Annotated in this window: 26 protein-coding genes; 21 read left to right on the top strand and 5 right to left on the bottom strand. The window is 65.2% G+C overall.

Going from position 1 to position 26,648, the window contains the following annotated elements:
- Positions 1-152 precede the first annotated feature (152 nt).
- From AC3IMC_RS17750 to AC3IMC_RS17740, 3 genes are all read left to right on the top strand, one after another.
- Positions 153-1,517: an MFS transporter gene (locus AC3IMC_RS17750; RefSeq protein WP_490920021.1), complete on the top strand. Its 1,365-nt coding sequence runs from the start codon at positions 153-155 to the stop codon at positions 1,515-1,517.
- Positions 1,518-1,632: 115 nt separating this feature from the next.
- Positions 1,633-2,313 carry a GntR family transcriptional regulator gene (locus AC3IMC_RS17745; protein ID WP_490920020.1) on the top strand — a complete coding sequence of 227 codons (681 nt, stop codon included), beginning with the start codon at positions 1,633-1,635 and terminating at the stop codon, positions 2,311-2,313.
- On the top strand, positions 2,310-3,482 hold the full coding sequence (locus AC3IMC_RS17740; RefSeq protein ID WP_490920019.1) for an MFS transporter: 1,173 nt from the start codon (positions 2,310-2,312) through the stop codon (positions 3,480-3,482). The genes AC3IMC_RS17745 and AC3IMC_RS17740 overlap by 4 nt, the downstream gene beginning before the upstream one ends.
- 28 nt (positions 3,483-3,510) lie before the next feature.
- On the opposite strand, the gene AC3IMC_RS17735 is transcribed toward AC3IMC_RS17740, so the two are convergent.
- Positions 3,511-4,311, bottom strand: coding sequence for an IclR family transcriptional regulator (locus AC3IMC_RS17735; RefSeq protein WP_490920017.1), 801 nt, complete (start codon positions 4,309-4,311; stop codon positions 3,511-3,513).
- Between the two features lie 122 nt (positions 4,312-4,433).
- On the opposite strand from AC3IMC_RS17735, the gene AC3IMC_RS17730 reads away from it, so the two are divergent.
- The 9 genes from AC3IMC_RS17730 (at position 4,434) to AC3IMC_RS17690 (ending at position 12,084) form a co-directional block, all read left to right on the top strand.
- Positions 4,434-4,937 (top strand): tripartite tricarboxylate transporter TctB family protein, encoded by a 504-nt coding sequence (locus AC3IMC_RS17730; RefSeq protein ID WP_490920016.1) that lies wholly within the window; start codon positions 4,434-4,436, stop codon positions 4,935-4,937.
- Positions 4,938-4,939: 2 nt separating this feature from the next.
- Entirely contained in the window at positions 4,940-6,442 is a 1,503-nt protein-coding gene (locus tag AC3IMC_RS17725; protein ID WP_490920015.1) for a tripartite tricarboxylate transporter permease, read from the top strand.
- A gap of 51 nt (positions 6,443-6,493) precedes the next feature.
- Complete coding sequence (locus AC3IMC_RS17720; RefSeq protein ID WP_490920014.1) at positions 6,494-7,507, top strand: tripartite tricarboxylate transporter substrate binding protein; 1,014 nt, start codon at positions 6,494-6,496, stop codon at positions 7,505-7,507.
- Positions 7,508-7,536: 29 nt separating this feature from the next.
- On the top strand, positions 7,537-8,166 hold the full coding sequence (locus AC3IMC_RS17715; protein WP_490920013.1) for an RraA family protein: 630 nt from the start codon (positions 7,537-7,539) through the stop codon (positions 8,164-8,166).
- 35 nt (positions 8,167-8,201) lie between these two features.
- Positions 8,202-8,984 (top strand): NAD(P)-dependent oxidoreductase, encoded by a 783-nt coding sequence (locus tag AC3IMC_RS17710; protein ID WP_490920011.1) that lies wholly within the window; start codon positions 8,202-8,204, stop codon positions 8,982-8,984.
- 83 nt (positions 8,985-9,067) lie between these two features.
- On the top strand, positions 9,068-10,405 hold the full coding sequence (locus AC3IMC_RS17705) for a TRAP transporter large permease subunit (RefSeq protein ID WP_490920010.1): 1,338 nt from the start codon (positions 9,068-9,070) through the stop codon (positions 10,403-10,405).
- Positions 10,406-10,415: 10 nt separating this feature from the next.
- Complete coding sequence (locus tag AC3IMC_RS17700) at positions 10,416-10,673, top strand: hypothetical protein (RefSeq protein WP_490920009.1); 258 nt, start codon at positions 10,416-10,418, stop codon at positions 10,671-10,673.
- A complete protein-coding gene (locus tag AC3IMC_RS17695) occupies positions 10,670-11,650 on the top strand; it encodes a cyclase family protein (protein WP_490920008.1) in 981 nt (326 codons plus the stop codon). The genes AC3IMC_RS17700 and AC3IMC_RS17695 overlap by 4 nt, the downstream gene beginning before the upstream one ends.
- A gap of 11 nt (positions 11,651-11,661) precedes the next feature.
- Positions 11,662-12,084, top strand: a complete 423-nt coding sequence (locus tag AC3IMC_RS17690) for a universal stress protein (RefSeq protein ID WP_490920007.1) — start codon at positions 11,662-11,664, stop codon at positions 12,082-12,084.
- A gap of 11 nt (positions 12,085-12,095) precedes the next feature.
- On the opposite strand, the gene AC3IMC_RS17685 is transcribed toward AC3IMC_RS17690, so the two are convergent.
- The 4 genes from AC3IMC_RS17685 to AC3IMC_RS17670 all read right to left on the bottom strand — a co-directional run bounded on the left by AC3IMC_RS17685 (position 12,096) and on the right by AC3IMC_RS17670 (position 16,035).
- Entirely contained in the window at positions 12,096-12,668 is a 573-nt protein-coding gene (locus tag AC3IMC_RS17685; protein WP_490920006.1) for an MOSC domain-containing protein, read from the bottom strand.
- Positions 12,669-12,689: 21 nt separating this feature from the next.
- Positions 12,690-15,074, bottom strand: a complete 2,385-nt coding sequence (locus AC3IMC_RS17680) for an ATP-binding cassette domain-containing protein (RefSeq protein ID WP_490920005.1) — start codon at positions 15,072-15,074, stop codon at positions 12,690-12,692.
- 92 nt (positions 15,075-15,166) lie between these two features.
- Complete coding sequence (locus tag AC3IMC_RS17675; protein WP_490920003.1) at positions 15,167-15,589, bottom strand: VOC family protein; 423 nt, start codon at positions 15,587-15,589, stop codon at positions 15,167-15,169.
- Positions 15,586-16,035 (bottom strand): helix-turn-helix transcriptional regulator, encoded by a 450-nt coding sequence (locus AC3IMC_RS17670; protein ID WP_490920001.1) that lies wholly within the window; start codon positions 16,033-16,035, stop codon positions 15,586-15,588. The genes AC3IMC_RS17675 and AC3IMC_RS17670 overlap by 4 nt, the downstream gene beginning before the upstream one ends.
- A gap of 180 nt (positions 16,036-16,215) precedes the next feature.
- Between AC3IMC_RS17670 and AC3IMC_RS17665 the strand changes: the two genes are divergently transcribed.
- The 9 genes from AC3IMC_RS17665 to AC3IMC_RS17625 all read left to right on the top strand — a co-directional run bounded on the left by AC3IMC_RS17665 (position 16,216) and on the right by AC3IMC_RS17625 (position 26,617).
- On the top strand, positions 16,216-16,608 hold the full coding sequence (locus AC3IMC_RS17665; protein WP_490920000.1) for a CBU_0592 family membrane protein: 393 nt from the start codon (positions 16,216-16,218) through the stop codon (positions 16,606-16,608).
- A 142-nt stretch (positions 16,609-16,750) separates the two neighbouring features.
- Positions 16,751-17,767 (top strand): sugar phosphate isomerase/epimerase family protein, encoded by a 1,017-nt coding sequence (locus AC3IMC_RS17660; protein ID WP_490919998.1) that lies wholly within the window; start codon positions 16,751-16,753, stop codon positions 17,765-17,767.
- 34 nt (positions 17,768-17,801) lie between these two features.
- Positions 17,802-18,635, top strand: a complete 834-nt coding sequence (locus tag AC3IMC_RS17655) for an alpha/beta fold hydrolase (RefSeq protein WP_490919997.1) — start codon at positions 17,802-17,804, stop codon at positions 18,633-18,635.
- A 129-nt stretch (positions 18,636-18,764) separates the two neighbouring features.
- Positions 18,765-21,167: a phosphoenolpyruvate synthase gene (gene ppsA / locus AC3IMC_RS17650; RefSeq protein ID WP_490919996.1), complete on the top strand. Its 2,403-nt coding sequence runs from the start codon at positions 18,765-18,767 to the stop codon at positions 21,165-21,167.
- A gap of 15 nt (positions 21,168-21,182) precedes the next feature.
- Positions 21,183-22,019 carry a pyruvate, water dikinase regulatory protein gene (locus AC3IMC_RS17645; RefSeq protein WP_490919995.1) on the top strand — a complete coding sequence of 279 codons (837 nt, stop codon included), beginning with the start codon at positions 21,183-21,185 and terminating at the stop codon, positions 22,017-22,019.
- A 691-nt stretch (positions 22,020-22,710) separates the two neighbouring features.
- The gene (locus AC3IMC_RS17640) at positions 22,711-23,661 is read left to right on the top strand and encodes a threonine ammonia-lyase (protein WP_490919994.1); all 951 of its coding nucleotides are present in this window, start codon (positions 22,711-22,713) and stop codon (positions 23,659-23,661) included.
- A 249-nt stretch (positions 23,662-23,910) separates the two neighbouring features.
- Complete coding sequence (locus AC3IMC_RS17635) at positions 23,911-24,960, top strand: ABC transporter substrate-binding protein (protein WP_490919993.1); 1,050 nt, start codon at positions 23,911-23,913, stop codon at positions 24,958-24,960.
- Between the two features lie 2 nt (positions 24,961-24,962).
- Positions 24,963-25,856 (top strand): amino acid ABC transporter permease, encoded by an 894-nt coding sequence (locus AC3IMC_RS17630; RefSeq protein WP_490919992.1) that lies wholly within the window; start codon positions 24,963-24,965, stop codon positions 25,854-25,856.
- On the top strand, positions 25,853-26,617 hold the full coding sequence (locus AC3IMC_RS17625; protein WP_490919990.1) for an amino acid ABC transporter ATP-binding protein: 765 nt from the start codon (positions 25,853-25,855) through the stop codon (positions 26,615-26,617). The genes AC3IMC_RS17630 and AC3IMC_RS17625 overlap by 4 nt, the downstream gene beginning before the upstream one ends.
- Positions 26,618-26,648: the final 31 nt, after the last annotated feature.

Below are 26,648 nucleotides of genomic sequence, written 5' to 3'. Positions count from 1 at the left end.
ACGTAATGCACGTCACCTTCTATATTTGATGAATCGATTCAAGAGCTGACGCTCCCGGCCTGCCCCGGGCCATGTGGGCGCAGACGTAGCCTCGAACGCTGCTGAACCAGCGGTTCCGGTTCCTTGCCAATGAAGACGAAGGACACAAGCACATGAGCACCACCACACCCCGCATCCCGGCCCGCCGGGAAGCGGGCACCGGTTCGCGGGATCCGAGGAAGGCTGCGATGAGCGGCTGGATCGGCAGCGCCCTTGAGTACTACGACTTTGCGCTGTACTCGCTCGCCGCGACGCTGATCTTCCCCGCCATCTTCTTCCCGTCGGAGAACCCCACCGTCGGTATCATCGCCTCTCTGGCCACCTACGCCGTCGGCTACGTATCCCGGCCGGTCGGCGCCGTCGTCCTGGGTGCCTATGGTGACCGGCACGGGCGCAAGAAGGTGCTCGTGTTCGCCATGCTCCTCATGGGCTTTGCCACCTTCGCGGTCGGATTCCTGCCCACCTATGGGCAGGTGGGCATTCTCGCCCCCGCGCTCCTGGTGATCCTCCGCCTGATCCAGGGCTTCGCCGTTGCCGGCGAGCTTGGCGGCGCCAGCGCGATGATCGTTGAGCACTCGCCCGACGCCCGGCGCGGCTTCTTCGCGAGCTTCAGCCTGCAGGGCACCCAGGTGGGGTCGATCCTGGCCACCGCCGTCCTGCTCCCGCTCGCCGCCATTCTTCCGGCCGACCAGTTCGGCACCTGGGGATGGCGCATCCCGTTCCTGCTCAGCGCCGTCGTGATCTTGGCCGGGTACTTCATCCGGCGCCGTGTGCAGGAGCCGCCCGCCTACGTGGCACAGTCCGGGACCGCCCAAGCCACACGCCGCTTCCCGCTCGTCGACCTCCTCCGGACGCGTCCCGGCGTCCTGGTCCGCTGCATCCTGATGACCTTCACGAACGTCATCGGCATGGCGACCCTCATTTTCGGTGTCTCCTACGCCACCCAGAAGGGCTACGGCAACGGCTTCTCCAGCAGCGAGTTCCTCTGGGTCACCCTGGTGGCCAACATCGCGGCCGTCGTGACGATCCCCCTGTTCGGTGCGCTGTCCGACAGGATCGGCCGGCGCACGCTCATGGCTGGCGGCGGCGTCGTCGGCGGCCTGCTGGTAGGCGGGTACCTGTGGGCCATCGAGCAGGGGAGCCTGCCACTCGTCTTCGCCTGCGTCGTGGTCGTGCAGGGCATCTTCTTCCAGATGTGGAACGCCACCTTCGCCACGTTCTTCCAGGAGCAGTTCCCCATGCGCATCCGCGTGACCGGCTTCGCGGTGTCGCAAAACATCGGGCTCATGATCGCGTCGTTCTTCCCGAGCATCTTCACTGCGATCGCGCCTCCGGGCTCCAGCAACGTTCCACTGACCATTGGCCTGACCACGCTCGGCATCTGCCTCGTCTCGGCGGTGGCCACCTTGATGTCCCCGGACACCAAGGGCAAGTCGCTTGCGGACCTCGAGGTGCAGAAGGCGGGCGCTGGCGCCTAACAGGTTAGGGAGAGCCACAAAGGAACGGGACAGCATTGCTGTCCCGTTCCTTTGGTGCGTGCACGGTGGCTACCTGTATATATGTATACAAGTATGATGGCTCCGGAGGTACATCATGCCGGAAGCACGCACCCGGAACACGGGCGCACACGTTGTCTACGCCGAACTGAAGCGCAAGATCCTGAGCCTGGAACTGAAGCCGGGGGAGCGGATTTACGAACCTGCCATGGCGGCGGCGCTGCAGGTCAGCCGCACGCCGCTGCGCGAGGCCATCCGGCGTCTGATATCGGAGGGCCTCCTGGAGCAGCAGCCCACGGGCGGAGTGCTGGTACCCGGGCTGGATGAGGCAGCGATTTCAGAACTCTACGAGGTCCGCGCGGCGATGGAATCCCTCATGGCGCGCAGCGCCTGCATCAAAGCGACGCCGGCGGACATCGAAGCACTTGAAGGAATCCTCGAACGCAACACCGCCCTGGTCAAATTTGCCGACGAGGCCATGAGGCAGGGCATGGCGCTGCACGCAAAGGTCGCCGCGATCGCCGGAAACTCCTGGGCCCGCCGCTTCCACGAGCAGATTTCCAGCCACATGGAGCGGTACCGGCACTTCACCAACAGCACCCAGGAGCGCAGGGACCAGGCCCTGGCCCAGCACCGGTCCCTGGTCGAAGCCCTGGCCGCCGGCGACCCGGAAAGGGCCGCCAAACTGGCCTTCGACCACGTCATGGGCGCGCGCGATGCTGCGGTCCGTGCCATGTCCGGCAACACCGCGGACAGCAACAGCGTGGCCAGTTCATGATCGGTGAACTCGGGCGCCGCTCGGCCACGGCCCTCCTCATCCATTCCGCCCTGATACAGGCCGTCACCTTCCTGGTCCGGCCAGCCGCCACGTACCGCGCGCTCGAGCTGGACGTCCCGGGGTTCGCCCTCGGCCTGCTGGCGGCCAGCTACGCCGTCTTTCCCCTGTTGCTCGCCGTCCCCACGGGCGCCCTGGTGGACCGCCTGGGTGAGCGTCGGCTCATGGCCGCCGGGTCCGCCGTCGTCCTTGGCTGCTCCGCCTTCCTGCTGCTGTGGGGTTCATCGATCACCGCACTGGTCGTCGGCACCGCGCTGCTGGGCGCAGGGCAGCTGGCGTGCGTGGTGGGGCAGCAGGCGGTGGTGGCCAACAATGCGGCCTCATCCCGGATGGACTCCGCCTTCGGCTACCTGACCTTCGCCGCTTCCCTGGGGCAGGCGCTCGGGCCTCTGGCGATTTCGCTGGTGGGAGGGGCCTCGGTGCGTCCCGATACGCAGGCGATCTTCCTGCTCTCCGTCGTCATGGGCCTGGTGCTGTTTGCCACCACTTTCCTTGTGTCGGCCCAGGTCAGCGGTGGGCAGAAGAAGGCCGTGGCGGCTGTGGGCAAGGGCAGCGCCGTGTCACTGCTGAAGGCCCCCGGCGTCGCCCGGGCACTGGCCACCAGTGCTACCGTCCTGGCGGTGGTGGACCTGACCGTGGTCTACCTCCCCGCGCTCGGTGCTGACCGCGGGTACACCGCGGCAACGGTCGGCGCCATGCTGACCGTCCGCGCCGTCTTCTCCATGGTTTCCCGGCTCCTGCTGGGCCGGGTGTCCCGCAGGATCGGCCGGATGAGGCTGCTGGTGGTGAGCCTTGTCCTGTCCACCGTGGCGCTGGGCGTGGCAGCGATCCCCATGCCGGCGGGGCTGCTGTTCGTGGTCATGGCCGTACTTGGGCTGGGGCTCGGCATCGGCCAGCCCTTGACCATGTCCTGGCTATCCGCACAGGCCCCTGCCGGGCAGCGCGGGCGGGCGCTTGCCCTCCGGCTCGCGGGGAACCGGGTGGGCCAGGTGGTCCTGCCGAGCGCCATCGGTGGTGTCGCTGCCGGACTTGGTGCAGGGGGCGTCTTCCTCGCCTCGGCGGCCGTGGTGGGCGGTACGCTCCTGCTGCTTCGCGGCGTGCAGCTGGACTGAATCGCGTTTTCACGCCGAAGAGGTGGGGTCAGTAAACGGAGCCCTCGAGCAGTTCGGAGAGCCGGCTGGCGGCACGGCGCAGTTCCGGAACGTTGGCTTTGATTTTCTCCTCGGTCGTCGCCTCCGCCGGGCAGTTCAACGCCATTGATTCGTTGGCGCGGCCGGCTCTGTTCGTCAATGCCACCCCTACGGAGAGCACGCCAACCACGCGCTCATTCGCGGAATAGGCGTAGTCACAACCAGGCTCGGGCAGCCGGGACTTCAGTTCCTCAACCGTGAATCCGGGCTCCTCGTGACCGGAGGCGATAGCGGCCGCTACCACCTGCTGGAGTTCGGCATCAGGGGCGCCGGCGATCAGGATCTTTCCGGCCGCGCCACGCGTCAGCGGCAGGCGCTTACCCAGGGGCAGGTCATACTGCATGGGCGCTTTGCCTTGAACCCGTGCTACCAGGATCCGCTCAAACCCGAGGCGGGTGTGCAGGGAAACAGACATTCCGGTCTGGGCCGCGAGCTGCTGCAGAACCGGCCGTCCCGCGACCGCCAAGGGATCGTTTTCCAGGAAACTCTTTGCCGCCGGCAGGACTGCGGGACCGATCCGGTATGACTTGTCCGTCTGGCTTACCATCCCGAAATCCTGCAGCACCCGCAGGATCCGCAGCGTTGTGGGCAGGCTCATGCCGCAATTCCGCGCGAGGTCGCTGAGCCGCTGCGGCCGTTCCGCCCTCTGCAGTTCGGCAAAGACCTCCATTGCCCTTGAGAGGGAGCGCATGTTCGAGGACTTCACGCCCTCTTCTGCCGGACCGGGCGTGGTGGAAGTCGTCTTCGCCATCCTTTCATTCTATGTAAGTTCCTTGCGCTTGACAGCACCTGTGTCTCCTGTCACTATTTCTCAGTACGCAATATAGTTTCATTGTATGAAACGCAATGACGCGCAGTGAAAAGGAACCCCCAATGACAACGGAGTCAGTCGCGACGAAACCCGGGAGCACCGTACGGGTGGCCCCCACCGTGCTGGCAGGAATCGGCGCGTTTGCTGCCGTCGGCACCTACGTCCTGGTCAGTTCAGTCAGCCTCGGACTGTGGACGTCGCTCGGGCCGGGTCCGGGCTTGTTCCCCTTCGCCATGGGGGCCGTCCTCGTGGCCATGGCGCTCCTCTGGCTGCTCCAGGAACTCCGCAACCCCAGCGAAACCGCACCCGGAATCGACCGCGGATTGGTGGTCGGCGTCGTCGCCAGCCTCGTGATCCTTGCAGCCGTCATGGACCTGCTCGGCTTCCAGCTGAGCATGTTCGCGTTCCTGCTGTACCACCTGAAAATTCGCGGGCGCAGGACCTGGGTCTCCGCGCTGATCATCGCGGTGGCCGGAAGCTTCGGAGCGTTCTATGCCTTCAATTACGGCCTGAACGTCGCGCTGCCGGTGTCCGCCCTGCCCTTCCTTAACGCGATCGGACTCTAGACGTGGATACCCTCAACGAACTCCTCAACGGCTTCGCGGCCGCCATGACCTGGCAGAACCTGCTGTTCGCCTTCCTCGGCTGCCTGCTGGGCACCATCATCGGCGTGCTGCCCGGCATCGGGCCGGTTGCAGGCGTTGCCCTGCTCATCCCGCTCACCCTGAACATGGACGCCACCGGGGCGATCATCATGCTGTGTGCCATTTTCTACGGCACCGCCTACGGGGGAACCATCACCAGCGTGCTGCTGAACACCCCCGGAGAAGCGGCCTCCGCGATCACCACCATTGACGGCTACGCCATGACCAAGATCGGCAAGGCCGGCGCCGCCTTGACGATTGCCGCCGTCGGATCCTTTGTTGGTGGAACCATAGCCACCCTGGGCCTTGTGGCCGCAGCCAAACCGCTGGGTGAACTCGGCCTGCTGGTGGGGCCACCGGAGTTCTTCGCGCTGATGGTGGTGGGTATCTCGCTCCTGGTGGCGCTGGCCGGGAAATCGATGGTCAAGGCCGTCATCTCGGGTGCCCTGGGCCTGCTGATTTCCATGGTGGGCATCGACCCTGTGGCCGGCGCCCCGCGCTTCACCTTCGGAATGGACCGACTCCTGGACGGCGTCAGCTTCGTGGCCGTGATCGTGGGCGTCTTCGGCCTCTCCGAACTTTTGTCCTACCGCAAGGGCGACCAGCCGGCAGCGGTGCACGCGCCCAACCTGCGCTCGCTGCTGCCCACCGGCAGGGAATGGCTCCGCAGCGCCCCGGCGATGGCCCGCGGAACCGGCATCGGCTTCGGCCTGGGCCTCATCCCGGGCATGACCGGCTCCGTGTCCTCCCTGTTGTCCTACGGGGCGGAAAAGAAGTTCTCCCGCAACCGCCACGAACTGGGCAAGGGCGCCATCGAAGGCGTGGCAGGCCCCGAGACGGCCAACAACGCCCACGCCAACGCGGCCCTGATCCCGCTGTTCACCCTCGGCATCCCGGCCTCACCCACCATCGCCGTGCTGATGGGCGCCTTCCTGCAGCAGGGCCTCACCCCGGGACCCACCCTCTTCACCGAGAACTCCGAGATCGCCTGGGCAATCATCGCCAGCCTCTTCATCGGCAACCTGATCCTGCTGCTGCTCAATGTCCCGCTCGTGGGGCTCTGGACCTCCATCCTCCGCGTCCCGTCGTCGATCCTGACCGCCCTGATCCTGCTCTTCATGGTCATCGGCGCCTACACCATCAACTTCAGCGTCTTCGATGTCTTCGTGATGATCGGCTTCGGCCTCCTCGGCCTGGCCCTCCGGCACCTGGACATCCCGCTGGCACCCATGGTGCTCACGCTGGTCCTCGGCCCGCTGATGGAACGGTCCCTGCGCGAGTCCCTCGAGATATCCCAGGGCGACTTCAGCATCTTCACCAGCCGTCCCATCTCCGCGGTCCTGATCGGCCTGGGCCTGCTCATCGTCTTCAGCCCGCTGCTGAAGCTCCGCAAGCCCAAAGCCCTAAACGAAGACCCCGAAACCTAAACCCAACCCGGATCCCCACCTTCACATCCCCGCCTTCAAAGGAGAAGAACCATGAAAACCCGTATGCGCCTCGCCGCCGCCCTCGCCGCGGCATCCCTGATCGGACTGACCGGCTGCGGTGCCAACGCCGGAGCCACCGGAGCAGCCGGCGCGGCCGGCAGCGACTTCCCAAAGAAGGGCAAGTCGATCGACCTCATCGTGGCCTTCGGATCCGGCGGCGCCGTGGACACGGCAGCACGGCTCATCCAGCCGGTCCTCGAAAAGGAACTCGGCACCAATGTGGAGGTCATCAACAAGCCCGGCGCCGGCGGGCAGATCGGCTACACCCAGCTCACCAGTGCCAAGCCGGACGGCTACACGATTGGTGCCACCGGTTCGCCGTCCGTTGTGGTCTCGCCCCTGGATCCGTCCCGCGGCGCCAAGTACACCCGCGAAAGCTTCCAGCCCCTGGGCCGGCAGGTCATCGACCCCACCGTCATTGCCGTCCAGCCGGACAGCCCGTACCAGACGCTCAAGGACCTCCTCGACGCGGCCAAGGCCAATCCCAAGTCCATGACCGCCAGCACCACCGGGCTGCAGACCGGTGAACACTTCGCCCTGGCCCAGATCCAGGAAAAAACCGGTTCGGAGTTCGCGCCGGTCCACTTCTCGGAGGGGGCCTCACAAGCCACTACCGCCTTCCTGGGCAAGCACGTGGAGGTCCTGGTGGCCAACGTGAGTGACGTGAACGACCTCAACAAGCAGGGCAAGGCGCGGGTGCTGGGCGTCATGTCCGAGGAGCGTGCCCCCTCCCTGCCGGACGTCCCCACCTTCAAGGAGTCCGGCTACGACATGACGGCGGGAACAGCCCGCGGCTACTCCGCGCCGGCCGGCCTGCCCGACGACGTGGCCAAGAAGCTCGAAGCCGCCATCCAGAAGGCCATCGAGGACCCCGCCGTGGTGCAGAAGATGAAGGACCTTGGCCTGCAGACCAGCTACCTGAACAGCGCCGACTACCAGACCTTCTGGGCAGGCCAGGAAGGGGACTTCAAGAAGGTCCTTCCGCTGGTCCAGAAAAAAGACTGACCCCGCCCACCTGAACGGAAAGATTTATCATGACGACTCCAGCCCTTGACGCCACGGACGCGGACTTTGCACGTCCCCAACGGGACATCATCGAACGTCTTGCCAAGCTGCCCGCAGCCAACATCGGCGATGCCATGGACCGCCTCGGCGTCGCGGACTCCGCCATCCAGGCCGTCTGGCCCGGTGCAAAGTTGGCCGGGCCGGCGTTCACCGTGTGGACCCGCCCGGGCGACAACAAGGGCATCCACCAGGCCCTGCAGCAGGTCCGTCCCGGAGACGTCATCGTGGTGGCCGGCGGCGGCGATGAATCCCGCGCCCTCCTCGGCGAACTGATCGGCGAGCGTGCCATTAACCTCGGCGTGGCCGGCTTCGCCCTTGACGGAGCAGCGCGCGACGCCGAGGCGCTGGGCGAGATTGGTATGCCGGTCTTCGCGCGGGCTACTTCGCCCGCCGGTCCCTACAAGGACGGCCCGTTCAGGCTGGGAACGGCCGTCGCCTTCGGCGGGGTTCCCGTCCTGCCGGGCGATGTCATTGTCGGTGATTCGGACGGCGTGGTGGTCATCCCGCGGGAGCGGGCCGCCGCCGTCGCCGAGGCTGCCGAAGCAGTCTTCGAGGACGAGACAAACCGCCGCCAGGCCATCGTCGCCGCCCGCAATTGAACCTGAACAGTTCTAGAGAAGGAACAGAGCAAACCATGACAGCGTGCACCGTCATCGGCCTCGGCGAAGCCGGAGCCACCTACGCCGCCGCCCTGACCGCGGCAGGCCACACGGTCACCGGCTTCGACCCGGTGGCCCCCACCACCCCGGACGGTGTCGCCCGGGCAGCAACCGCAGCGGAAGCCTGTGAAGGCGCGGACATCGTCCTCGTCATGACCGGTGCTGCCGCCGCCCGCAGCGTGGCGGAGGAGTGCTTGCCGGTCCTCGGCGCCGGCAGCGTCTACGCCGACTTCACCTCGTCGTCGCCCGGCGTCATGCAGGAGCTCGGGCAGCTTCCCAGCAAAGCCGGCTTCGCCGACGTCGCCATCCTTGGCCCGGTGTCGGCTCTGGGGGAAAAGACGCCGCTGATGGTCAGCGGCCCGGGAGCGCAGGCTGTAGCAGATTTGCTGCGCCCGCTGGGTGTCGACGTCGAGATCACCGCAGGAGGGCCGGGCGCGGCCATGGCTCACAAGCTGCTCCGCAGTGTCCTGATGAAAGGCCTGGCAGCCGTGGTCGTCGAAGCCGTCAACGCCGGAAAAGCAGCAGGACTGGAAGAATGGATCCGCGGCCAGATCGCCAGCCAGCTCGCCGGCGACGGCCAGGCCGTCATCGACCGCTTCCTGACCGGCACCCCCAAGCACGCGCTCCGCCGGTCACGGGAGATGCAGGAGACTGCCGCCTACCTTTCCGAGCTCGGGGTGCACTCGGAAATGACCGCAGCGTCTGCCGCCGCACATGCGCGCATCGCTGAGCAGGACTCCGCGCCGGTGTTGCGCTGACCGCAAGGTCGGACAGAATCAATGAAGAGGACTGTTTTGGCTAACCGCGCAAAGAACCGCACCGCAACGTCAGGAGCATGGACATGACCGGCGTCTGGGCCCTGGGGGCATACCTGGCCGCCATCCTGCTCTGGACTACTCTGATCAAGCGCAGCGTGGGGGAAGCCATGATCCTGGGATTCCTGGTGGTGCTCCCGTTCACGGGTGCCGCCGCCGCCCAGGTCGGCTGGTCGGCGCTCTATTCGGCGGCGACCGACGAAATTGTGTACGCCACCATGGCATTCGTGTTCATGGGCTACCTGCTGGACAAGGGCGGCGTCCTGGACCGGCTGATCGACCTGCTGAACTCGCTCATCGGCGGGGTCAAAGGGGGCCCGGCCTGGGTTTCCACGGTGGCCTCCGCAGGCCTCGGCGGTGTGGTGCACAACCAGGCCGCCATCGCCGCCACAGTGGGCTCGGTGACCATCCCGTGGATGGAAAAGTCCAAACTGGACAAGCCGGCCGCGGCCACCCTGGTGGCTGGCAACGCCGGGATGGGCATCACGTTCCCGTTCAGCGCCTCCATGTTCGTCCTGGTGGGCTCCGCCACGGTGGGGCCCCTGCTGGACATCAACGCGCTGGTGCTCCCCCTGTTGTTCGGCGGCCTCTGGTGCTTCCTGCACCGCCTCATCATCACCTGGCTGCTGATCCGCAAGAGCGGGATGTCGCCGCTCGATCCGGCCCACCGGCTCTCTGTCCGGGCCGCCTTTGGGCAGGGCTGGGCCACACTCCTGCTGTTCGTCGTCGTCGCCATCCCCCTGGTCATCACCTCCGGCTTCCTCACGCCGGTACTCTCGGACTGGACCGGCGGCGACGTCAGCAAGTCCGTCAGCGTGATCGTCTGGATTCCCGTGGTCCTTCTCATCACAGGCGCGCTGCTGGGCCGGAAGCAACTGCCGCGCACCGGCCGCGACTGGGGCAACCTGCTGCAGGGCTCGGCCCCGCGGTTCGGAATCGTCGGCGTCACGGTGCTCTTTGCCTTCGCCGGAGCCAACGCCCTCGCCGCCACGGGCCTCCCCAAGCAAATGACGGCCCTGCTGAACGGGATGAACCTCCCCCTCTGGCTGCTCGCCATCCTCATCGGGCTGATCGTCATCGCCGTTGCAGCCCCCCTTTCGGCCACGGCAACCATGGCTGCCGTTGGCACGGTCGGCGTAGCAGCCCTTGTCGCGGCCGGCGTTCCGGCCACCACCGCCGCCGTCGCCGTCCTGGTCTTTTCTTCCTGCGAGGCAGCGGTCCCACCCGGCGGTGCACCGCTGTATGTGGCCTGCGGCATCGCGGACGTCAATCCCATCAAGACCTTTGCCCGCCTGCTCACGCATTACGCCCTGCCCCTGCTGGTCATCGGCGTGCTGATCATTCTTGGCATCCTGCCAATCTAAGGAATCACCCATGAACACACTTCGACGGGTTACCGAACACGTCTTCGTGATCACCCTCGGGGCACTTCTCCTCGGCGGCGTGCTGTTTGTTGCCGGACAGGCCGTCGGCCTCGTGGCCGGTCGGGGCGAGTGGCTCCAGTTCTTCAACGAAGTCATCAAACCGCCCGTCTGCATCGCGGCCTCGATCTGCGCTGTGGCCGGGTTCCTGCTCAGCTACAAGCGCCCACAAAAACAGGCGACGCAGCACCAGGAAGCCACCACGCGATGACCGGGCACGCACCGTTTCCGAGCTTCGCCGATCTACTGACGCGCGACGGCGCCCTGGCGGGAACATCCTGGGGGCTGTTTCCGGAACCCGAACGCGGCATGCCGTCCTTCATCACGCCCGCTGCCATCCTGGAAGCCAGGAACAGCATCCGGACGGGGACTGTCTTCGGCCTCGACTACCCCGCGGACGCATTCGACCCCGGGATGTCCCTCAAACGAAGCGCCCCACGGCACACCATCTACTCCTCCCACCCGGCCCACCGCGATGACTACCTTGACGGGTACTACCTGCAGGGCTCCACGCAGATTGACGGACTCAGGCACCGGAGGGCGGATGACGTCGGGTTTTACAACGGCACCGCGGATGACCGGATCACTGAAGGCACTCCGGACCTGGGGATCCAGGAATGGGCGGAACACCCCATCGCGGGCCGGGGCGTCCTGGTGGACCTGGACGGCTTCCGGAACAGCCTGGGGGAGCCCATCGACCACGCAGCCGGGGAACCCCTGACCCTGGACCTGGTCCAGGCCGCCATGGAATCCCAGTCCCTCACTGCCCTCCCCGGAGACATCCTTATGCTCCACACCGGGTGGTGCGAGTGGTTCCTTGCCCTTGATCCCGCGGAGAAGCAACGCATCCGCGAGAGCCGCAAGGCATCGGGCGTGGCCCAGTCGCGGGATTTTGTCGGCTGGGCATGGGACAACCGGTTTGCGGTGGTCGCGGCCGACAACTTCGCCTTTGAATGCCTCCCGGCCACTCCCGAAAGCCCCTACCAGAGTTCGGCTCCCAACGACCACGGGATGATGCACCAGCAACTCCTGGCGAAACTCGGCCTGCCCCTTGGGGAATTGTGGAAACTTGGGCCCCTTGCGCGGCACATGCGGACAACCGGCAGCTGGGATTCTTTCGTCACCATCAAGCCGCTGAACATCACCGGAGGCACCGGCTCCCCGGCCAACGCCACCGCCGTCGTTTGAAGGAGCACAGGATGACCAAGGTAATTGTCGTAGGAGTGGACGGCACCGAGAGTGCCCAGCGTGCTGCGGAAACAGCTGCGGACCTGGCCTCGGCCCTGGGAACCACGCTGCATGTGGTGACCGCGTTCCCAGGGGACCGCGCCGAAGTCCTCGGCCTGGGCAATGACGACAGGGCGTTTTCGGAAGAGCGGTACGCGGAAAAGGTGGCACGGGAGTCGGCAGATGGCATCCGGTCGGGCCAGCTTCAAGTGGAGCACTTCGCGGTCCGCGGCGCGGCAGCCAAAGCCTTGATCCAGCACGCGGAGGAACACAACGCCCATATGATCGTCGTGGGCAGCCGGCGTATGAGCGGGATCGGCCGGGTCCTGGGCAGTGTTGCGAACAGCGTGGCGCACAGTGCACCGTGCGAAGTTTATATAGCCAAGACTGATTAGCGGCGGCCGAGCTACGGCAGCCTCGACGGCCGGAGCAGGCTCGGCTCTCCCGCCCGGGCGGGGTCCAGCAGCACCGGGCTGACCAGCACGGCCGGCCCGTGGTGCAGGACGCCGCTGGAGAGGGCCCGGCAGCGGATGCCGCCCCGGCCGCGCATCGCGGGGTGCGCGCCGGGGGCAAGCATCTCGTTCATCCACGCACACGGCTGGGCGTGCCGGCCGCCATGGAATTCCACCAGCGAGCCGCGGGACTCCAGCGAAAAGTCCTGCCCCAGCAGAGGGGCCAGCTGGGCCCCGCGGAGCACCACGTTCCGCCGCGTCAGCAGCGGATCGAAGGGCGCGGCGCCCAGCTCGGCCGCGATGGCCTCGAGGGATTCGACGGCGAACAGGGTCACCGCCGCGTCCATATGCGCCGCCTTGCCGAAGAACCGGTCGCCCACGATGCCTTTGCCCGCCACCACCTCCGCCTGTTCTGCATCGGTTGTGGGAACGTCGGCGGCACCGTCCCGGGCGCGGCCGAAGTAGGCGTGCGCCGGGGAGACCAGCAGGTGCAGGATCTCGACGTCGTACCGGTAGTTTTCGGGCATACCCCTACAGTAAGCGCGGACTCAGGCGCCCACATATGCCGCCAGGTGCTGCCCGGTGAGCGTGGACCGCCCCGCCACCAGCTCAGCCGGCGTGCCCTCGAAAACGATGCTGCCGCCGTCGTGCCCTGCCCCCGGGCCGATGTCGATGATCCAGTCGCCGTGCGCCATCACCGCCTGGTGGTGCTCGATGACGATGACCGACTTCCCGGAGTCAACCAGCCGGTCCAGCAGGCCCAGCAGCTGTTCGACGTCGGCCAGGTGCAGGCCAACGGTGGGCTCGTCCAGGATGTAGACGTCCCCGGCCTCGGCCATCTGGGTGGCCAGCTTGAGCCGCTGGCGCTCGCCGCCGGACAGCGTGGTCAGCGGCTGGCCCAGGGTGATGTAGCCGAGCCCCACGTCCGCCAGGCGTTCGAGGACCTTGTGCGCCGCGGGCGTCTTGGCCTCGCCTTCGGCAAAGTAGGCCAGCGCCGCTTCCACCGACATGTCCAGGACATCGGCGATGTTCTGGCCGCCCAGGGTGTACTCGAGAACGGCGGCCTGGAACCGGCGCCCCTCGCAGTCCTCGCAGGTGGACTCGACCGTGGCCATAACGCCGAGCTCGGTGAAAATCACGCCCGCCCCGTTGCAGGTGGGGCAGGCGCCCTCGGAGTTGGAGCTGAAAAGGGCCGGCTTGACGCCGTTGGCCTTGGCAAAAGCTTTCCGGATAGGCTCCAGCAGCCCGGTGTAGGTGGCCGGGTTGCTGCGCCGGGACCCTTTGATGGCGCCCTGGTCGATCACGATCACGCCCTCCCGGCTGGCCAGCGAGCCATGGATCAGGGAGCTCTTTCCGGAGCCGGCCACGCCGGTGACGACGCAGAGCACGCCCAGCGGCACATCCACGTCCACGTCGCGCAGGTTGTTGGTCGACGCCCCGCGGACCTCCAGCGCCCCGGTGGCCTTGCGGACGGAGTCCTTCAGCCGCGCCCGGTCGTCCAGGTGGCGTCCGGTGATGGTGCCGCTGGAACGCAGCCCGTCGACGTCGCCCTCAAAGACAATCTCGCCGCCGCCGGTTCCGGCGCCCGGGCCCAGGTCGACGACGTGGTCCGCAATGGCGATCATCTCCGGCTTGTGCTCCACCACGAGGACGGTGTTGCCTTTGTCCCGCAGCTGCAGCAGGAGCGTGTTCATCCGCTCGATGTCGTGCGGGTGCAGGCCGATGCTGGGCTCATCGAAGACATAGGTGACATCGGTGAGGGAGGAGCCCAGGTGCCGGATCATCTTGGTCCGCTGCGCCTCGCCGCCGGACAGGGTGCCGGCCGGGCGGTCCAGGGAGAGGTAGCCGAGGCCGATTTCGGCAAAGGAATCCAGCAGGTCCCGCAGCCCGGCGAGCAGCGGACGGACGGAGGGCTCGTCGAGGTCGCGGATCCACTGCGCCAGGTCGGAAATCTGCATGGTGCACAGGTCCGCGATGTTCTTACCGTTGATCCGCGAGTTGAGCACCTCCGGCGTGAGCCGGGTTCCGCCGCAGTCCGGGCAAACGGCGAACGTGACGGCGCGCTCCACGAAACGCTTCACGTGCGGCTGCATCGCCTCCACGTCCTTGGACAGCATGGACTTCTGGATCTTCGGGATGATGCCCTCGAACGTCAGGTTGACGCCCTCCACCTTGATCTTGGTGGGCTCGGCGTAGAGCATCGTGTCCAGCTGCTTCGCCGTGAAGTTGGCGATCGGCTTGTCCATCGGCAGGCCCATCCCCTCGAAGAGGCGGCCGTACCAGCCGTCCATGGAATAGCCGGGGACGGTGAGGGCGCCCTCGTTCAGGGATTTCGAGTCGTCATACAGCGCCGCCCGGTCGATGTCGCTGATGTTGCCCATGCCCTCGCAGCGCGGGCACATGCCGCCCAGGTACGTCACCTGCCGGACCACGTTCTTCTCCACCCGGCCGCCCTTTTCCGTGCTCATGATGCCGCTGGCTTTGCGGGTGGGTACGTTGAAGGAGAAGGCGGTGGGCGGACCCACATACGGCTTGCCCAGGCGGCTGAACAGGATCCGCAGCATGGCGTTGGCATCAGTGGCGGTGCCCACCGTGGAGCGCGGGTTGGCCCCCATCCGTTCCTGGTCCACGATGATGGCCGTGGTCAGGCCCTCCAGCCGGTCCACGTCCGGGCGGGCCAGGCTGGGCATGAAGCCCTGGACAAAGGCACTGTAGGTTTCGTTGATCATGCGCTGCGACTCGGCGGCGATGGTGGCGAACACCAGGGAGCTCTTGCCGGAGCCGGACACGCCCGTGAAGGCGGTGAGACGGCGCTTGGGCAGCTCCAGGCTGATGTCCTTGAGGTTGTTCTCGCGCGCGCCCTGGACCCGGATCAGGTCATGGCTATCGGCAATGTGCACCTGCGTGGTCTCAATGTCTGCGTCCGTGCTCATGAAACTCCCCCTCCTGGTGGCGGCACCTAAGGCGGGCTGCGCTCGCAGCCTGCCGTCGGCGTCGTCCGTTATATACGTTGCTGTTTATATGCCTACGGCTGCTGGTTGATGCGGACGGTGTTGCCGGCCGGGTCGCGGAAGGCGCAGTCCCGGATGCCGTAGGGCTGGTCGATGGGCTCCTGGACCACGTCTGCCCCGGTGGCCTCCACCTTGGCAAACGCGGCGTCGACGTCGGGGGAGGAAAGGACGATGGTGGCGTAGGTGCCCTTGGCCATCATTTCGGTGATGGTGCGGCGCTCGTCCTCCGTGATTCCGGGGTCCACGGCGGGCGGGTGCAGGACGATGGAAACGTCCTTCTGACCGGCGGGCCCGACGGTGATCCACCGCATGGTGCCGCGGCCCACGTCGTTGCGGATCTCGAAGCCGAGGGCGTCACGGTAGAACGCCAGCGAGGCGTCCGGATCGGTGGCGGGGAGGAAGGTTGAGGAGATGGTGATGTTGTTCATGCCAGTCATGCTAGTAACGGCTCATGGGCGGGCGCTTCTCGATTCCTGACCGGTCTGGTGATCTGCTTCGCCACGCACGCCGGGATCCCCGCCGTGGCCTCCGCGGCTTCCTGTTTGTAGACGCTCGGCGGCATGCCCACCAGTTCGCTGAAGCGGGTGCTGAAGGTGCCCAGCGAGGAACAGCCGACGGCGAAGCACACCTCCGTGACGCTGAGGTCGCCTTTGCGGAGGAGCGCCATGGCGCGTTCGATGCGGCGGGTCATGAGGTAGCTGTAGGGGGATTCGCCATAGGCGAGTTTGAACCGCCGGCTGAAGTGGCCGGCGGACATGTGAACGTCCCTGGCCAGCGACTCGACGTCCAGCGGCTGGGCGTACTCCCGGTCCATCCGGTCCTTGACGCGCCGGAGCTCGGTGAGCTCGCGCAGGTAGGGGTCTGGAGCTGTCGTGGAAGTCACATCTCAGATCGTGCTACGCGGCGAAGGTGATGTCCAGAGCGCGATATGATTGGCCTGCCGGACAGCAGTCCTCGCCCGAACAGGGCTCGAGTAAACGCAGCATCCGGCACACCAACTCTTAAATCACCTGCAAAACCCCTGCCCAATTGCTGTGCGCGGGTAACACCTTGAAAGGACGCCATGGAACTGCTGTGGGAAATCGCCGGCTGGGCTGGAGCGGTTGCGATTCTCAGTGCATACCTGGCCGTTTCCATGGGGTGGCTGAAGGCTGGGAAGGGCTTCCAGGCGGCCAACCTGTTCGGCTCCGTGGCGTTCATCATCAACGGAACCCTGCACCACGCCTGGCCGTCTGTGGTTACCAATGTCGCCTGGTTCCTCATCTCGGCTGTTGCGCTGGTGCGCATGCGTTCCGAGGAGACGCCCGCACAGCCTGCTGTCGAAACCACGCACGTACAGTACCCGGGTGTTCCTGACTCCACCGGCCAGCTTGCCGTCGTCGAGGCACTGACCGACGCCATGCCTGTCGTGGCGTCTGCGCCTTCCCTGGCGGATACGCACAGCCTCGCGGTTTAGCGCACCTTCGCCGGAGTTACTGATACTCCCGGTGCTCTGCTGACGACGCGCTGTTTATCCTATTGACAGGACAAAGTGCCGCCCGTACCTTTTTTAGAGCGCTCCACTTCTTGTTCGGGGCCTTTTCAAAGGAGAGAACTGCATGCGGCTGGGCGTCTACAACGCAATCCTGCACGACCGTCCCCTGGCGGAAGCCCTGAAAGTCATTGCCGATCTCGGCCTGGCCGGCATTGAGATCAACACAGGTGGCTTCCTTCCCGCCGTGCACGTGCCGAACTTTGACGAGATCCTGACCAGCGACGCTGCACGGGATGAGTACCTCGCTCTGTTCGAGGGCACTGGAGTTTCCATTGCCGGCCTGAACTGCAATGGCAACCCGTTGCACCCCAACCGGGAGATCGGGGAAAAGCACGCCGAGGACATTCGACGCTCACTCCGGCTGGCGCACCGACTGGGCCAAGATCGCGTGGTCACCATGTCCGGACTGCCGGGCGGTGAACCCGGCGCCACCGTGCCCAACTGGATCGTCAATGCCTGGAACTCGGCCGCCCTGGACGTCTTGGACTACCAGTGGGAAATCGCCGCAAAGTTCTGGAAGGAGATCGACCAGCTGGCCCGGGAACTGGACGTCAAGGTGGCCTTGGAGCTGCACCCGCAGAACCTGGTCTTCAATACCGCAGACGTGCGGAAGCTGATCGAGCTCACCGGCGCCACCCATGTGGGCGTGGAACTGGACGCTTCCCACCTGTTCTGGCAGCAGATGGACCCGGTGGCCGTGGTCCGCGAGCTCGGCCCGCTGGTGTTCCAGGCCGCTGCCAAGGACGTGCGCATCAACAAGGCGAACGCCGCGCTCTACGGCGTGCTGGACAACAGCTTCCGCCGCCTCTCCCAGGACGAGGACCGCACCAACCTGGGCGGCGACGAATGGGTCAACGAATGGCCCAAGGATTCCGCCTGGGACTTCGTGGCCTTGGGCCGCGGCCACGACACCGCGTACTGGACGGAGTTCCTGCGGGCCCTGTACGAGGTGGATCCGGAAATGCTGGTCAACATCGAGCACGAGGACGTTTCCCTGGGCCGGATCGAGGGCCTGCAGGTGGCGGCGAAGGTGCTCCGTGATGCTGACTCGGCGCTGCGCGCATCCCTTGTGGGGCGATAGCAGCAGGTCCCCCGGCCCTTTGTAGTCTGTAGGGGTGACCGAGAGCCCTGAGCGGATGAACCTTGCGCAGCACGGGGATGTCAGCTTCGCCACCGCCGAGGACGGAACCGAGTTGGCGTGGCGGTCGGAAGGTGCGGGGGAGCCATTGCTCCTCCTCGCCGGGCAGGCCACGGGAATGGCCGGATGGGGGCCGACGGCTGACGCGCTCGCCGCGCATTTCCGGGTAATCCGCTTCGATCACCGAGGCATTGGGGCCAGTGGCAAAGGGCTGGCGGAGCGGTACACCACCAGGCTCCTGGCTGCCGACGCGCGGAGCGTGCTGCAGGCGGCGGGCGTGGACTCGGCGCACGTCTACGGCCACTCCATGGGTGGCCGCGTCGGGCAATGGCTCGCCATCGACCATCCCGGCAGTGTCCGGGCCCTGGTCCTGGCTGGGACCAGCCCCGGCAGGTCGGGCCAGGGCGCGGACGCGGACGCCATCAGCGCGCTGCTCAGCGGAGACCCGGCGTGCCTGTCCCCGTTCTTCTTCGACGCCGCGTGGGCGGAGCAGCACCCTGAAGCGGTGCAGGCCTTCTTCGCTTCGAAGTCTTCCGCCTGGGCCAAGTCGCGCCACTTCGCGGCCAGCAACGACCACGACGCACTGGCGCACCTGCCGTCCATCACTGCGCCGACGTTGATCCTTCACGGAACCGGGGACCGGTTGTCCCCCCTCGATAATGCCCGGATGCTGCAGCGAAACATCCCGCATTCCACGCTGGTCAAGGTCCCGGGCGCCGGCCACGGACTGCATCTGGACCATCCGGCAACAGTCCAGTGGATTCTGGATTTCATCCAGAAACGTGTCATAACCGGAAAAGCGCTTCAGTGACTCTTCATTACGCGGCTGCCGTGTTGCCCTCGTCACATCCATTTGCTTCTGCGGGCCACTCCTGACCAACCTTGCATCACATCTTTTTTCAGCGCTTGTCAGCGCGTGCCCAATGGAGGGACACCACCTATGACTGACGTTCTCTGGTTTTCTGACCTCGGCCTGTCCGACCTTGACCAGGTTGGCGGCAAGAACGCATCGCTCGGAGAAATGGTCCGGAATCTTGCCTCAGCAGGGGTTAAAGTACCGGGCGGTTTCGCCACCACAGCAGACGCTTACCGACGGTTCCTTGGCGAGTCCGGCCTCGACAGCCGGATTGAAGGAATCCTCGACGGCCTGGACAGCGGCGATGTGGCCGCTTTGACCGTGGCAGGTAAGCAGATCCGCGACCTGATCCGCGACACCCCCTTCCAGCCCGGCTTCGAGGAGCAGATCCGGTCCGCCTATGAGCGGCTGACTGCCGAGCATGGCGGGGACGTGTCCTGGGCGGTGCGCTCCAGCGCCACGGCCGAGGACCTGCCTGATGCTTCCTTCGCGGGGCAGCAGGAGACGTTCCTGAACATCCGCGGCGTGGAGAACATCCTGTTCGCCATCAAGGATGTCTTTGCCTCGCTCTACAACGACCGGGCCATCGCCTACCGCGTGCACCACGGGTTCACCCACTCGGAAGTTGCACTCTCGGCGGGCATCCAGCGCATGGTGCGCTCCGACGTCGGCGCTTCCGGTGTCATGTTCACCATGGACACCGAATCCGGCTTCAACGACGCCGTCTTCATCACCTCGTCCTACGGCCTCGGCGAGGCCGTGGTCCAGGGCGCCGTGAACCCGGACGAGTTCTACGTGCACAAGCCGGCCTTGGCGGCCGGCCGTCCCGCCGTGCTCAAGCGCGGCCTGGGCGAGAAGGCCGTCCAGATGACCTACACGGACTCCAGCGAGGTGGGCAGGACCGTGGACTTCGTCCCCGTCCCGCAGGACCTGCGCCGCCGCTTCAGCCTGACCGACGCCGAAGTCGAGCAGCTTGCCCGCCACGCGCTGGCCATCGAGGCGCACTACGGCCGTCCGATGGACATCGAATGGGGCAAGGACGGCGTGGACGGGGAGCTGTACATCCTGCAGGCCCGTCCCGAGACCGTGGAGTCGCGGAAGGTGTCCGGCAAGATCTCCCGCTACACCCTCAGCGAGCGTTCGGCCGTCCTGGCCGAGGGTCGTGCCATTGGCCAGCGCATCGGCGCCGGGCAGGTTCGCGTGCTCACCTCAATCGACCAGATGGCCTCGTTCCAGACCGGCGACGTCCTGGTGGCGAACATGACGGACCCGGACTGGGAACCGATCATGAAGAAGGCCGCTGCGATCGTGACCGACCGCGGCGGACGCACCTGCCACGCGGCGATCATTGCCCGCGAGCTTGGCATCCCGGCCGTCGTGGGCACCGGCAACGCATCCCGAGTGCTGGCTGACGGCACCCCGGTCACGGTCTCCTGCGCCGAGGGCGAGGCGGGCTTCGTCTACGAAGGCCTGCTGGACTACACGCTGCAGGAGACCAGCCTGGACACCATGCCGCCGGCACCGGTGAAGATCATGATGAACGTGGGGACGCCGGAGCAGGCCTTCAGCTTCGCCAAGCTGCCGCACCACGGTGTTGGCCTGGCCCGCCTGGAGTTCATCATCAACCGCCAAATCGGCATCCATCCCAACGCCCTGCTGGCCGTGGCTGGCGAGATCGAACGCCCCGCGTCCCTCTCCGACTACACGGTGCGCCAGATCCGGGAGAAGACCGCAGCCTACGACGGGCCGCGGGACTACTACGTGAAGCGCCTGGCCGAGGGCATTTCCACCATCGCCGCAGCCTTCGCCCCGGAGCCGGTCATCATCCGGATGTCCGACTTCAAGTCCAACGAGTACGCCAACCTGCTGGGCGGGCCGGCGTTCGAACCTTCCGAGGAGAACCCGATGATCGGATACCGGGGCGCCTCCCGGTATCTTTCGGATTCGTTCCGGCAGGCGTTCGAGCTGGAGTGCGAAGCCCTCAAGTACGTGCGTAACGAGATGGGCCTGACCAACATCAAGCTCATGGTCCCGTTCGTCCGCACCCTGGACGAGGCCCGCGGCGTCACCGAGCTGCTCGCGGCCAACGGGCTGCGCCGGGGCGAGAACGGGTTGGAAATCGTAATGATGTGTGAGCTCCCCGCCAACGCGCTGCTCGCCGACGAGTTCCTGGAGTACTTCGACGGCTTCTCGATCGGATCCAACGACCTGACTCAGCTCACCCTGGGCCTGGACCGTGACTCGGCGCTGGTGGCCGAGGGCTTCGACGAGCGGAACCCGGCCGTCATCAAGCTCCTCGAGATGGCCATTTCCGCATGCCGGGCCAAGGGCCGGTACGTGGGGATCTGCGGCCAGGGCCCCAGCGACCACCCGGACTTCGCCGAGTGGCTGCTGGAACAGGGCATCAGCTCCATCTCGCTGAACCCCGACGCCGTCACCGACACCTGGCTGCGCTTGGCCCGCGCCGGCAACCGGTCCGCCGTCTAAGTGGCAGACGCCCACTTGAGTGACGCTGTGGGGGCGGGCAACCCGTCCGCCCCCACGGTGTTCTTTCTTTCCGACAGCACCGGCATCACGGCCGAGACGCTCGGCAACACCCTGCTGACCCAGTTCCCCGCCGGGCGGCTGGAACGCCGGACGATCCCGTTCATCACCACGGTGGAGCAGGCGCAAGAGGTGGTGGCCGTGATCGACGAGCTCGCGGCCGCGGGGCCGAGGCCGATCATCTTCTCCACCACGGTCGGGCAGGACATCCGGGCCGTGCTGTCCCGGAGCCGGGGGCACTTCTTCGACCTGTTCGGCGCGCACATCGGCCAGCTGGAGCAGGTCCTCCATGCCTCGGCCAGCGGCGTGCCCGGCCAGGCGCACGGCGTGGGCGACGCGGTGCGCTACCAGTCGCGCATGGCCGCCGTCGAATACGCCATAGAGCACGACGACGGGCAGTCACTGCGTGCGCTGGAACGCGCCGAGCTGATCCTCATCGCGCCGTCGCGCTGCGGCAAGACGCCGACCACCATGTACCTGGCGCTGCAGCACGGCATCCTCGCCGCCAACTTCCCGCTGGTTGAGGAAGACTTCGCCAGCATGTCCCTGCCCAAACCCCTGCAGCCGTTCGTGCACAAGTGTTTCGGGCTGACTTCCCTGCCTGTCAGACTGAGCCAGATCCGCCAGGAACGCCGCCCGGGCAGCGACTACGCATCCCTCTCCCAGTGCACGTATGAGCTGCGGAATGCCGAAGACATGTACCGGGTGAACAACGTGCCGTACGTGAACTCCGCGTCGATGTCGGTTGAGGAGATCTCCGCAACCGTTCTCCAGCGGATGCAGCTGCACCACTGAGATTGGGTTGCCGCCCCGGTGTGTCAGATTGGGCTCTAGGACTGTGTCCTTCGGGTGTCTGCGAATGGCGAATCTGACCCCAATCTGACGCTTCTTTCGCTGTTTCCTGACGTCAGGTTGGGGTGTACGTAAACGTTACGGCTGCGACGGCCGACCGTCCAGACGAGGAGTAACTCCCGTTCACACCGAACGACGAAAAGGTAGCCCTTGCTATTGATTTCCCTCGCCAAAATGTCCACGCAGTGGCGCCTAGGGCGACAGTCTGGCGACGCACGGACGTAAGGGTAAGACGGAATCCCGCGCCGAAGCATTGTCAGAACCAATCCTTGCAAAGCGTGAAGTATGCCGCCTGGCCAGGAGGCCAATGGCAGCGAAGGTACCTCCGAATGGTGCACACAATAGGGGCCTCGCGGCACCACTTTGTGATACTTATAGTACTCATTCGCGCAACATAGGGAGAGCATATGGGCCAATGTGTCATCATCAACGTCGAAGCCCCCGCACTAGCGGATGCCTACAGCGCCCCAGGAATAGCTGGTCAGCCATGTCAGGCGTCCGGTCAGTTGCCTATGAATGTTGAGTCAGGCGTCATCGAGGCAACAACGATCGGAGAGCAGACTGTCTCATCCCCTGCTACTCAGCTTGGCCTGGGAGATTGGGTGGAAATGGACGGGCTGGCGGTTTGCGCCCCATGAGTTATCCGGCATCCATACAGTGGAAGCGGCTGCTCCCAGAAGCCCTCGGCCTTATCCGTGAGCACCTTGCGTGTACGCCACTTGTGAAAGTTTCGCTAAAAGGCTTCGATGCACCCGCGTATCTCAAGCTGGAAACTTTGCAGCCCACAGGTTCTTTCAAGGTCAGAGGGGCTCTTGCAGCTGTGGCGGCCGCCAAGCGCAGCGGACTTTCCGTAGTTTCTGCATCGGCCGGCAATCACGGTCTCGGCATCGCATTCGCCGCGGACAGACTGGGGGCAAAGGCAACCGTCGTTGTTCCGGAGAACGCGTCTACTGCCAAGGTGAACGCTCTGCGGGGTTACGACATTGACCTACGGCTCATTGGGAACAGCTACGACGCCGCAGAAGAGGCGGCCCTCTGCATAGCCGAAGAAACGGGCGGCAGGTTCGTCTCGGGTTATAGCGACCCTGAAGTCATCGCGGGGCAAGCCTCCGTTATCACGGAAGTACTGGCACAGCTCGATGGTGAATTTCGTATCGTTGTGCCCGTTGGCGGAGGCGGTCTGGCCTCGGGCATCGCCCTGGGTGCTTCCGATCGGGTCACCGTCGTTGGCGTCGAATCAGAATACTCGCACGCCGTCTCAGTCGCGATGGCCCAGGGACGAAATGTTCAAGTGGCCATTGGGGCCACAATCACCGACGGTACCGCGGGAAACATCGCTCAAGATGCCTTCACCCCGCAAATTCTGCGCGAACACGCGGTTGTGATGGTCCGGGCAGAAGAGCCGGCCGTCAGATGTGCCGTCCGCGACTTGGCCTTGCACCATGGCGTCGTCGGAGAAGGAGCGGCAGTGATGGGTGTGGCTGCGGCAGTTACCGGTTACATACCAACAGACCTGCCCACAGTCTTTGTCATCACAGGCCGGAATATAGCGACCGACCGATTCTTGGACCTGGTAGGCGCATAAAACGCACCAAAATCCCTGCGCAGTAGACCAAGTCGGCAAGGCAACGCGGCTTTTCGTCGTCACTGCGAACAGCAGGGCCGTCGGCGGACTGCCGTTCGAACCCGCGAGTACCGCGATACCGCCTGGTCCCGAGGGTGCTTCACCTGCGTCTCGCCCCGGAGGCGCCGAACTTCGGTTGAGAATTAGCATTGCACCTCGTGAGTGAAATATTGCTCTTTTTCCTTGCCCTATTCGAGTGGGCGTAGTCTAATGGGTGTTATATTGCTCACACCGAGTAATCGGGACGTCATGGTGACGTCAAGATACACGCCCCGGCTACCCGGGCAAGACCATGGAGTAGACATGCGAATGTTGCCGAACCCCACTGCCATTCTGCGCACAGCAGCTGTTGGTGCTTTAACTTTTGCCGTGTCTGCGGTTGCGCTGACCGGTTGTGCTAATCCTTCGGTGAATGCTGCCGGGAGCACCGCAGCTCCCCCGTCTGCAGCCATTCCCACGGCGGCCAAGGACGAAACCCTTGCTGCCCTGGTTCCGGAAAAGCTGCGGAATGCCGGCACAGTCCGGGTCGCCACCAACGCCCCGTTTGCGCCGTACCAGATGTTCGCCGGCCCGGGCAGCCAGGAATTGATTGGTCTGGAAATTGACCTGGGCCATGCCATTGGAGAGACCCTTGGTGTCCCTTTCGAATTCTCACAGCAGCCGTATGACGGCCTCATCCCGGGGCTGCAGGCGGGCAAGTATGACGTGCTAATGGCTACGCTCTTCGACACGGCAGAGCGTGAAAAGCAGCTGGACTTCGTGAACTACGCCCGGTCAGGTTCCGGCATCCTGGTGAAGAAGACGAACACTGACATCAAGACGTTGGATGACTTGTGCGGCAAGGGCGTGGCAGTTCAGAACGGTTCCCTCCAGGCGGACCTCGTTTCTTCGCAGAGCGGGAAGTGCACCGCTGCGGGTAAGGCTGCCATTGACATCAAGGCTCTCCCGGCCTTTTCGGATGAGCAGCTCGCTTTGAACAGTGGTTCCATCACCGCAATCGTGGGGGACCTGCCTGCGTTGGCCTACGCGGCTACGCAGGATTCGACCGTGCAGGTTCTCAACGACCCGGCGGCACCGGGCGGCTATGAGAGCTCACTCATTGGCATCGGAATCCCCAAGACAGAGAAGCAGTTTTCCGATGCCGTGGAAAAGGCGGTGCAGAAATTGATGGACAACGGAACATACCGGGCCATCCTCGATAAGTACGGCGTGGGCCAGACCGCTCTGGATAAGGCAACAACTAACCAGCACGGAGGCTGATCATGTCGGTAAGCGTGCAAACTGAGCGCAGGGTGGACGATTTCGAAGTCCGCAGACTGCGCCATCCCTGGCGGACTGTCGCAGCGGTGGTTATCGGCCTCGCGGCGCTGGGAATTGCCTGGGTCTTCGCGGCCAACCCCAACCTGGACTGGCCCACCGTGGGTGCCTACCTGTTCGCGGAACTGACCATCCGTGGGTTGTTGGTCACCCTCTACCTGACAGTGATCAGCATGGTCATCGGTTTGGTGGGCGGAACGATCGTGGCGATCATGACCCTGTCACACAACTGGGTGCTCCGGGCCGTGGCAGGAGCCTACGTCACGTTGTTCCGCGGGATTCCGGTCCTGGTGCAGATCATCTTCTGGGGCTTCATCGGGGCATTCTTTCCTTCCATCACTATCGGCATCCCCTTCACCGACACGGTCTTTTTCTCATCCCCGACTTCAGCGCTGATCAACTCCACCACCGCGGCGATCCTCGCCCTGGGCCTTAATGAGGCTGCCTACGCTTCAGAAATCGTCCGCGCCGGCATCCAGTCGGTTGATGGCGGACAGCGTGAGGCAGCGTCAGCGCTGGGAATGAACAGGGCCGTGACGATGCGTCGGATCATCCTGCCCCAGGCCATGCGAGTTGTCGTACCGCCGATGGGCAATGAAGTGATCTCCCTGCTGAAAACCTCGGCCCTGGTGTCCGTGATCGCCGGCAATGACCTGATGACGAACCTCCAGCAGGTTTACGCACAGAACTACAAGGTCATTCCCCTGTTGGTGGTCGCGTCCATCTGGTACCTGATCGTCACCACTTTGCTCTCGCTGGGGCAGAGCCAGCTGGAGAAGAGGTTCGGCCGCGGTGTCCGTCCCTCTTCAACCCCCCGTCTGAAACGAGGAGCACGATGAACGACATCATGGTGCTGGCGGATAACGTCGGCAAGAAATTCGGACACCACGAAGTCCTTCGGGGAGTCGACCTGACCGTCAATCGCGGCGACGTGACCTGCCTGCTCGGTCCAAGCGGTTCAGGCAAAAGTACACTCCTGCGGTGCATCAACCACCTCGAACGCATCGACTCCGGTCGCCTCTACGTCGACGGAGACCTGGTCGGCTATCGCGAAGAGGGGAGGATTCTGCACGAACTGGATGAACGCGCCATTGCCCGGCAGCGGTCAAAGATCGGCATGGTCTTCCAGCGGTTCAATCTTTTCCCCCACATGACCGCCATCGAAAATGTCATGGAAGCACCCCGGAGGGTACTCAAGGAGTCGGCCTCCAGTGCCAGTGCAAGGGCCACGGCCCTCTTGGAGCAGGTAGGACTGGGCAACAAGGCGCACCATTTCCCCGCTCAGCTTTCCGGTGGTCAGCAGCAGCGCGTCGCGATCGCCAGGGCGTTGGCGATGAAACCGGAGCTGATGCTCTTCGACGAGCCCACCTCTGCCTTGGATCCTGAACTGGTGGGCGAAGTTCTCAAGGTGATGAGGGACCTGGCAGCTTCCGGAATGACGATGGTCGTCGTGACCCATGAGATGGGGTTCGCCCGCGAAGCGGCAGATCAGGTCGTCTTCCTCGACGGTGGGGTCATCGTCGAGCAAGGGACACCGGACGAGGTTCTGCTCAGCCCCCAGCACGAGCGGACCCAGTCGTTCCTGTCACGGGTACTGTGAACACCATCAACGCAACCCCGCCGACGCCGCG

This window comes from Arthrobacter sp. E70 (assembly GCF_058266945.1).
The sequence above is the reverse complement of the archived record's forward strand: the minus strand, read 5'-3'. Positions and strand labels throughout refer to the sequence as shown.

What these genes read in the sequence shown, in the direction of transcription:
- AC3IMC_RS17750 (WP_490920021.1), top strand. Translation starts at nt 153, where the DNA reads ATGAGCACCACCACACCCCGCATCCCGGCCCGCCGGGAAGCGGGCACC.
- AC3IMC_RS17745 (WP_490920020.1), top strand. Translation starts at nt 1,633, where the DNA reads ATGCCGGAAGCACGCACCCGGAACACGGGCGCACACGTTGTCTACGCC.
- AC3IMC_RS17740 (WP_490920019.1), top strand. Translation starts at nt 2,310, where the DNA reads ATGATCGGTGAACTCGGGCGCCGCTCGGCCACGGCCCTCCTCATCCAT.
- AC3IMC_RS17735 (WP_490920017.1), bottom strand. Translation starts at nt 4,311, where the DNA reads ATGGCGAAGACGACTTCCACCACGCCCGGTCCGGCAGAAGAGGGCGTG.
- AC3IMC_RS17730 (WP_490920016.1), top strand. Translation starts at nt 4,434, where the DNA reads ATGACAACGGAGTCAGTCGCGACGAAACCCGGGAGCACCGTACGGGTG.
- AC3IMC_RS17720 (WP_490920014.1), top strand. Translation starts at nt 6,494, where the DNA reads ATGAAAACCCGTATGCGCCTCGCCGCCGCCCTCGCCGCGGCATCCCTG.
- AC3IMC_RS17715 (WP_490920013.1), top strand. Translation starts at nt 7,537, where the DNA reads ATGACGACTCCAGCCCTTGACGCCACGGACGCGGACTTTGCACGTCCC.
- AC3IMC_RS17710 (WP_490920011.1), top strand. Translation starts at nt 8,202, where the DNA reads ATGACAGCGTGCACCGTCATCGGCCTCGGCGAAGCCGGAGCCACCTAC.
- AC3IMC_RS17705 (WP_490920010.1), top strand. Translation starts at nt 9,068, where the DNA reads ATGACCGGCGTCTGGGCCCTGGGGGCATACCTGGCCGCCATCCTGCTC.
- AC3IMC_RS17700 (WP_490920009.1), top strand. Translation starts at nt 10,416, where the DNA reads ATGAACACACTTCGACGGGTTACCGAACACGTCTTCGTGATCACCCTC.
- AC3IMC_RS17695 (WP_490920008.1), top strand. Translation starts at nt 10,670, where the DNA reads ATGACCGGGCACGCACCGTTTCCGAGCTTCGCCGATCTACTGACGCGC.
- AC3IMC_RS17690 (WP_490920007.1), top strand. Translation starts at nt 11,662, where the DNA reads ATGACCAAGGTAATTGTCGTAGGAGTGGACGGCACCGAGAGTGCCCAG.
- AC3IMC_RS17685 (WP_490920006.1), bottom strand. Translation starts at nt 12,668, where the DNA reads ATGCCCGAAAACTACCGGTACGACGTCGAGATCCTGCACCTGCTGGTC.
- AC3IMC_RS17680 (WP_490920005.1), bottom strand. Translation starts at nt 15,074, where the DNA reads ATGAGCACGGACGCAGACATTGAGACCACGCAGGTGCACATTGCCGAT.
- AC3IMC_RS17675 (WP_490920003.1), bottom strand. Translation starts at nt 15,589, where the DNA reads ATGACTGGCATGAACAACATCACCATCTCCTCAACCTTCCTCCCCGCC.
- AC3IMC_RS17665 (WP_490920000.1), top strand. Translation starts at nt 16,216, where the DNA reads ATGGAACTGCTGTGGGAAATCGCCGGCTGGGCTGGAGCGGTTGCGATT.
- AC3IMC_RS17660 (WP_490919998.1), top strand. Translation starts at nt 16,751, where the DNA reads ATGCGGCTGGGCGTCTACAACGCAATCCTGCACGACCGTCCCCTGGCG.
- ppsA (WP_490919996.1), top strand. Translation starts at nt 18,765, where the DNA reads ATGACTGACGTTCTCTGGTTTTCTGACCTCGGCCTGTCCGACCTTGAC.
- AC3IMC_RS17640 (WP_490919994.1), top strand. Translation starts at nt 22,711, where the DNA reads ATGAGTTATCCGGCATCCATACAGTGGAAGCGGCTGCTCCCAGAAGCC.
- AC3IMC_RS17635 (WP_490919993.1), top strand. Translation starts at nt 23,911, where the DNA reads ATGGGTGTTATATTGCTCACACCGAGTAATCGGGACGTCATGGTGACG.
- AC3IMC_RS17630 (WP_490919992.1), top strand. Translation starts at nt 24,963, where the DNA reads ATGTCGGTAAGCGTGCAAACTGAGCGCAGGGTGGACGATTTCGAAGTC.
- AC3IMC_RS17625 (WP_490919990.1), top strand. Translation starts at nt 25,853, where the DNA reads ATGAACGACATCATGGTGCTGGCGGATAACGTCGGCAAGAAATTCGGA.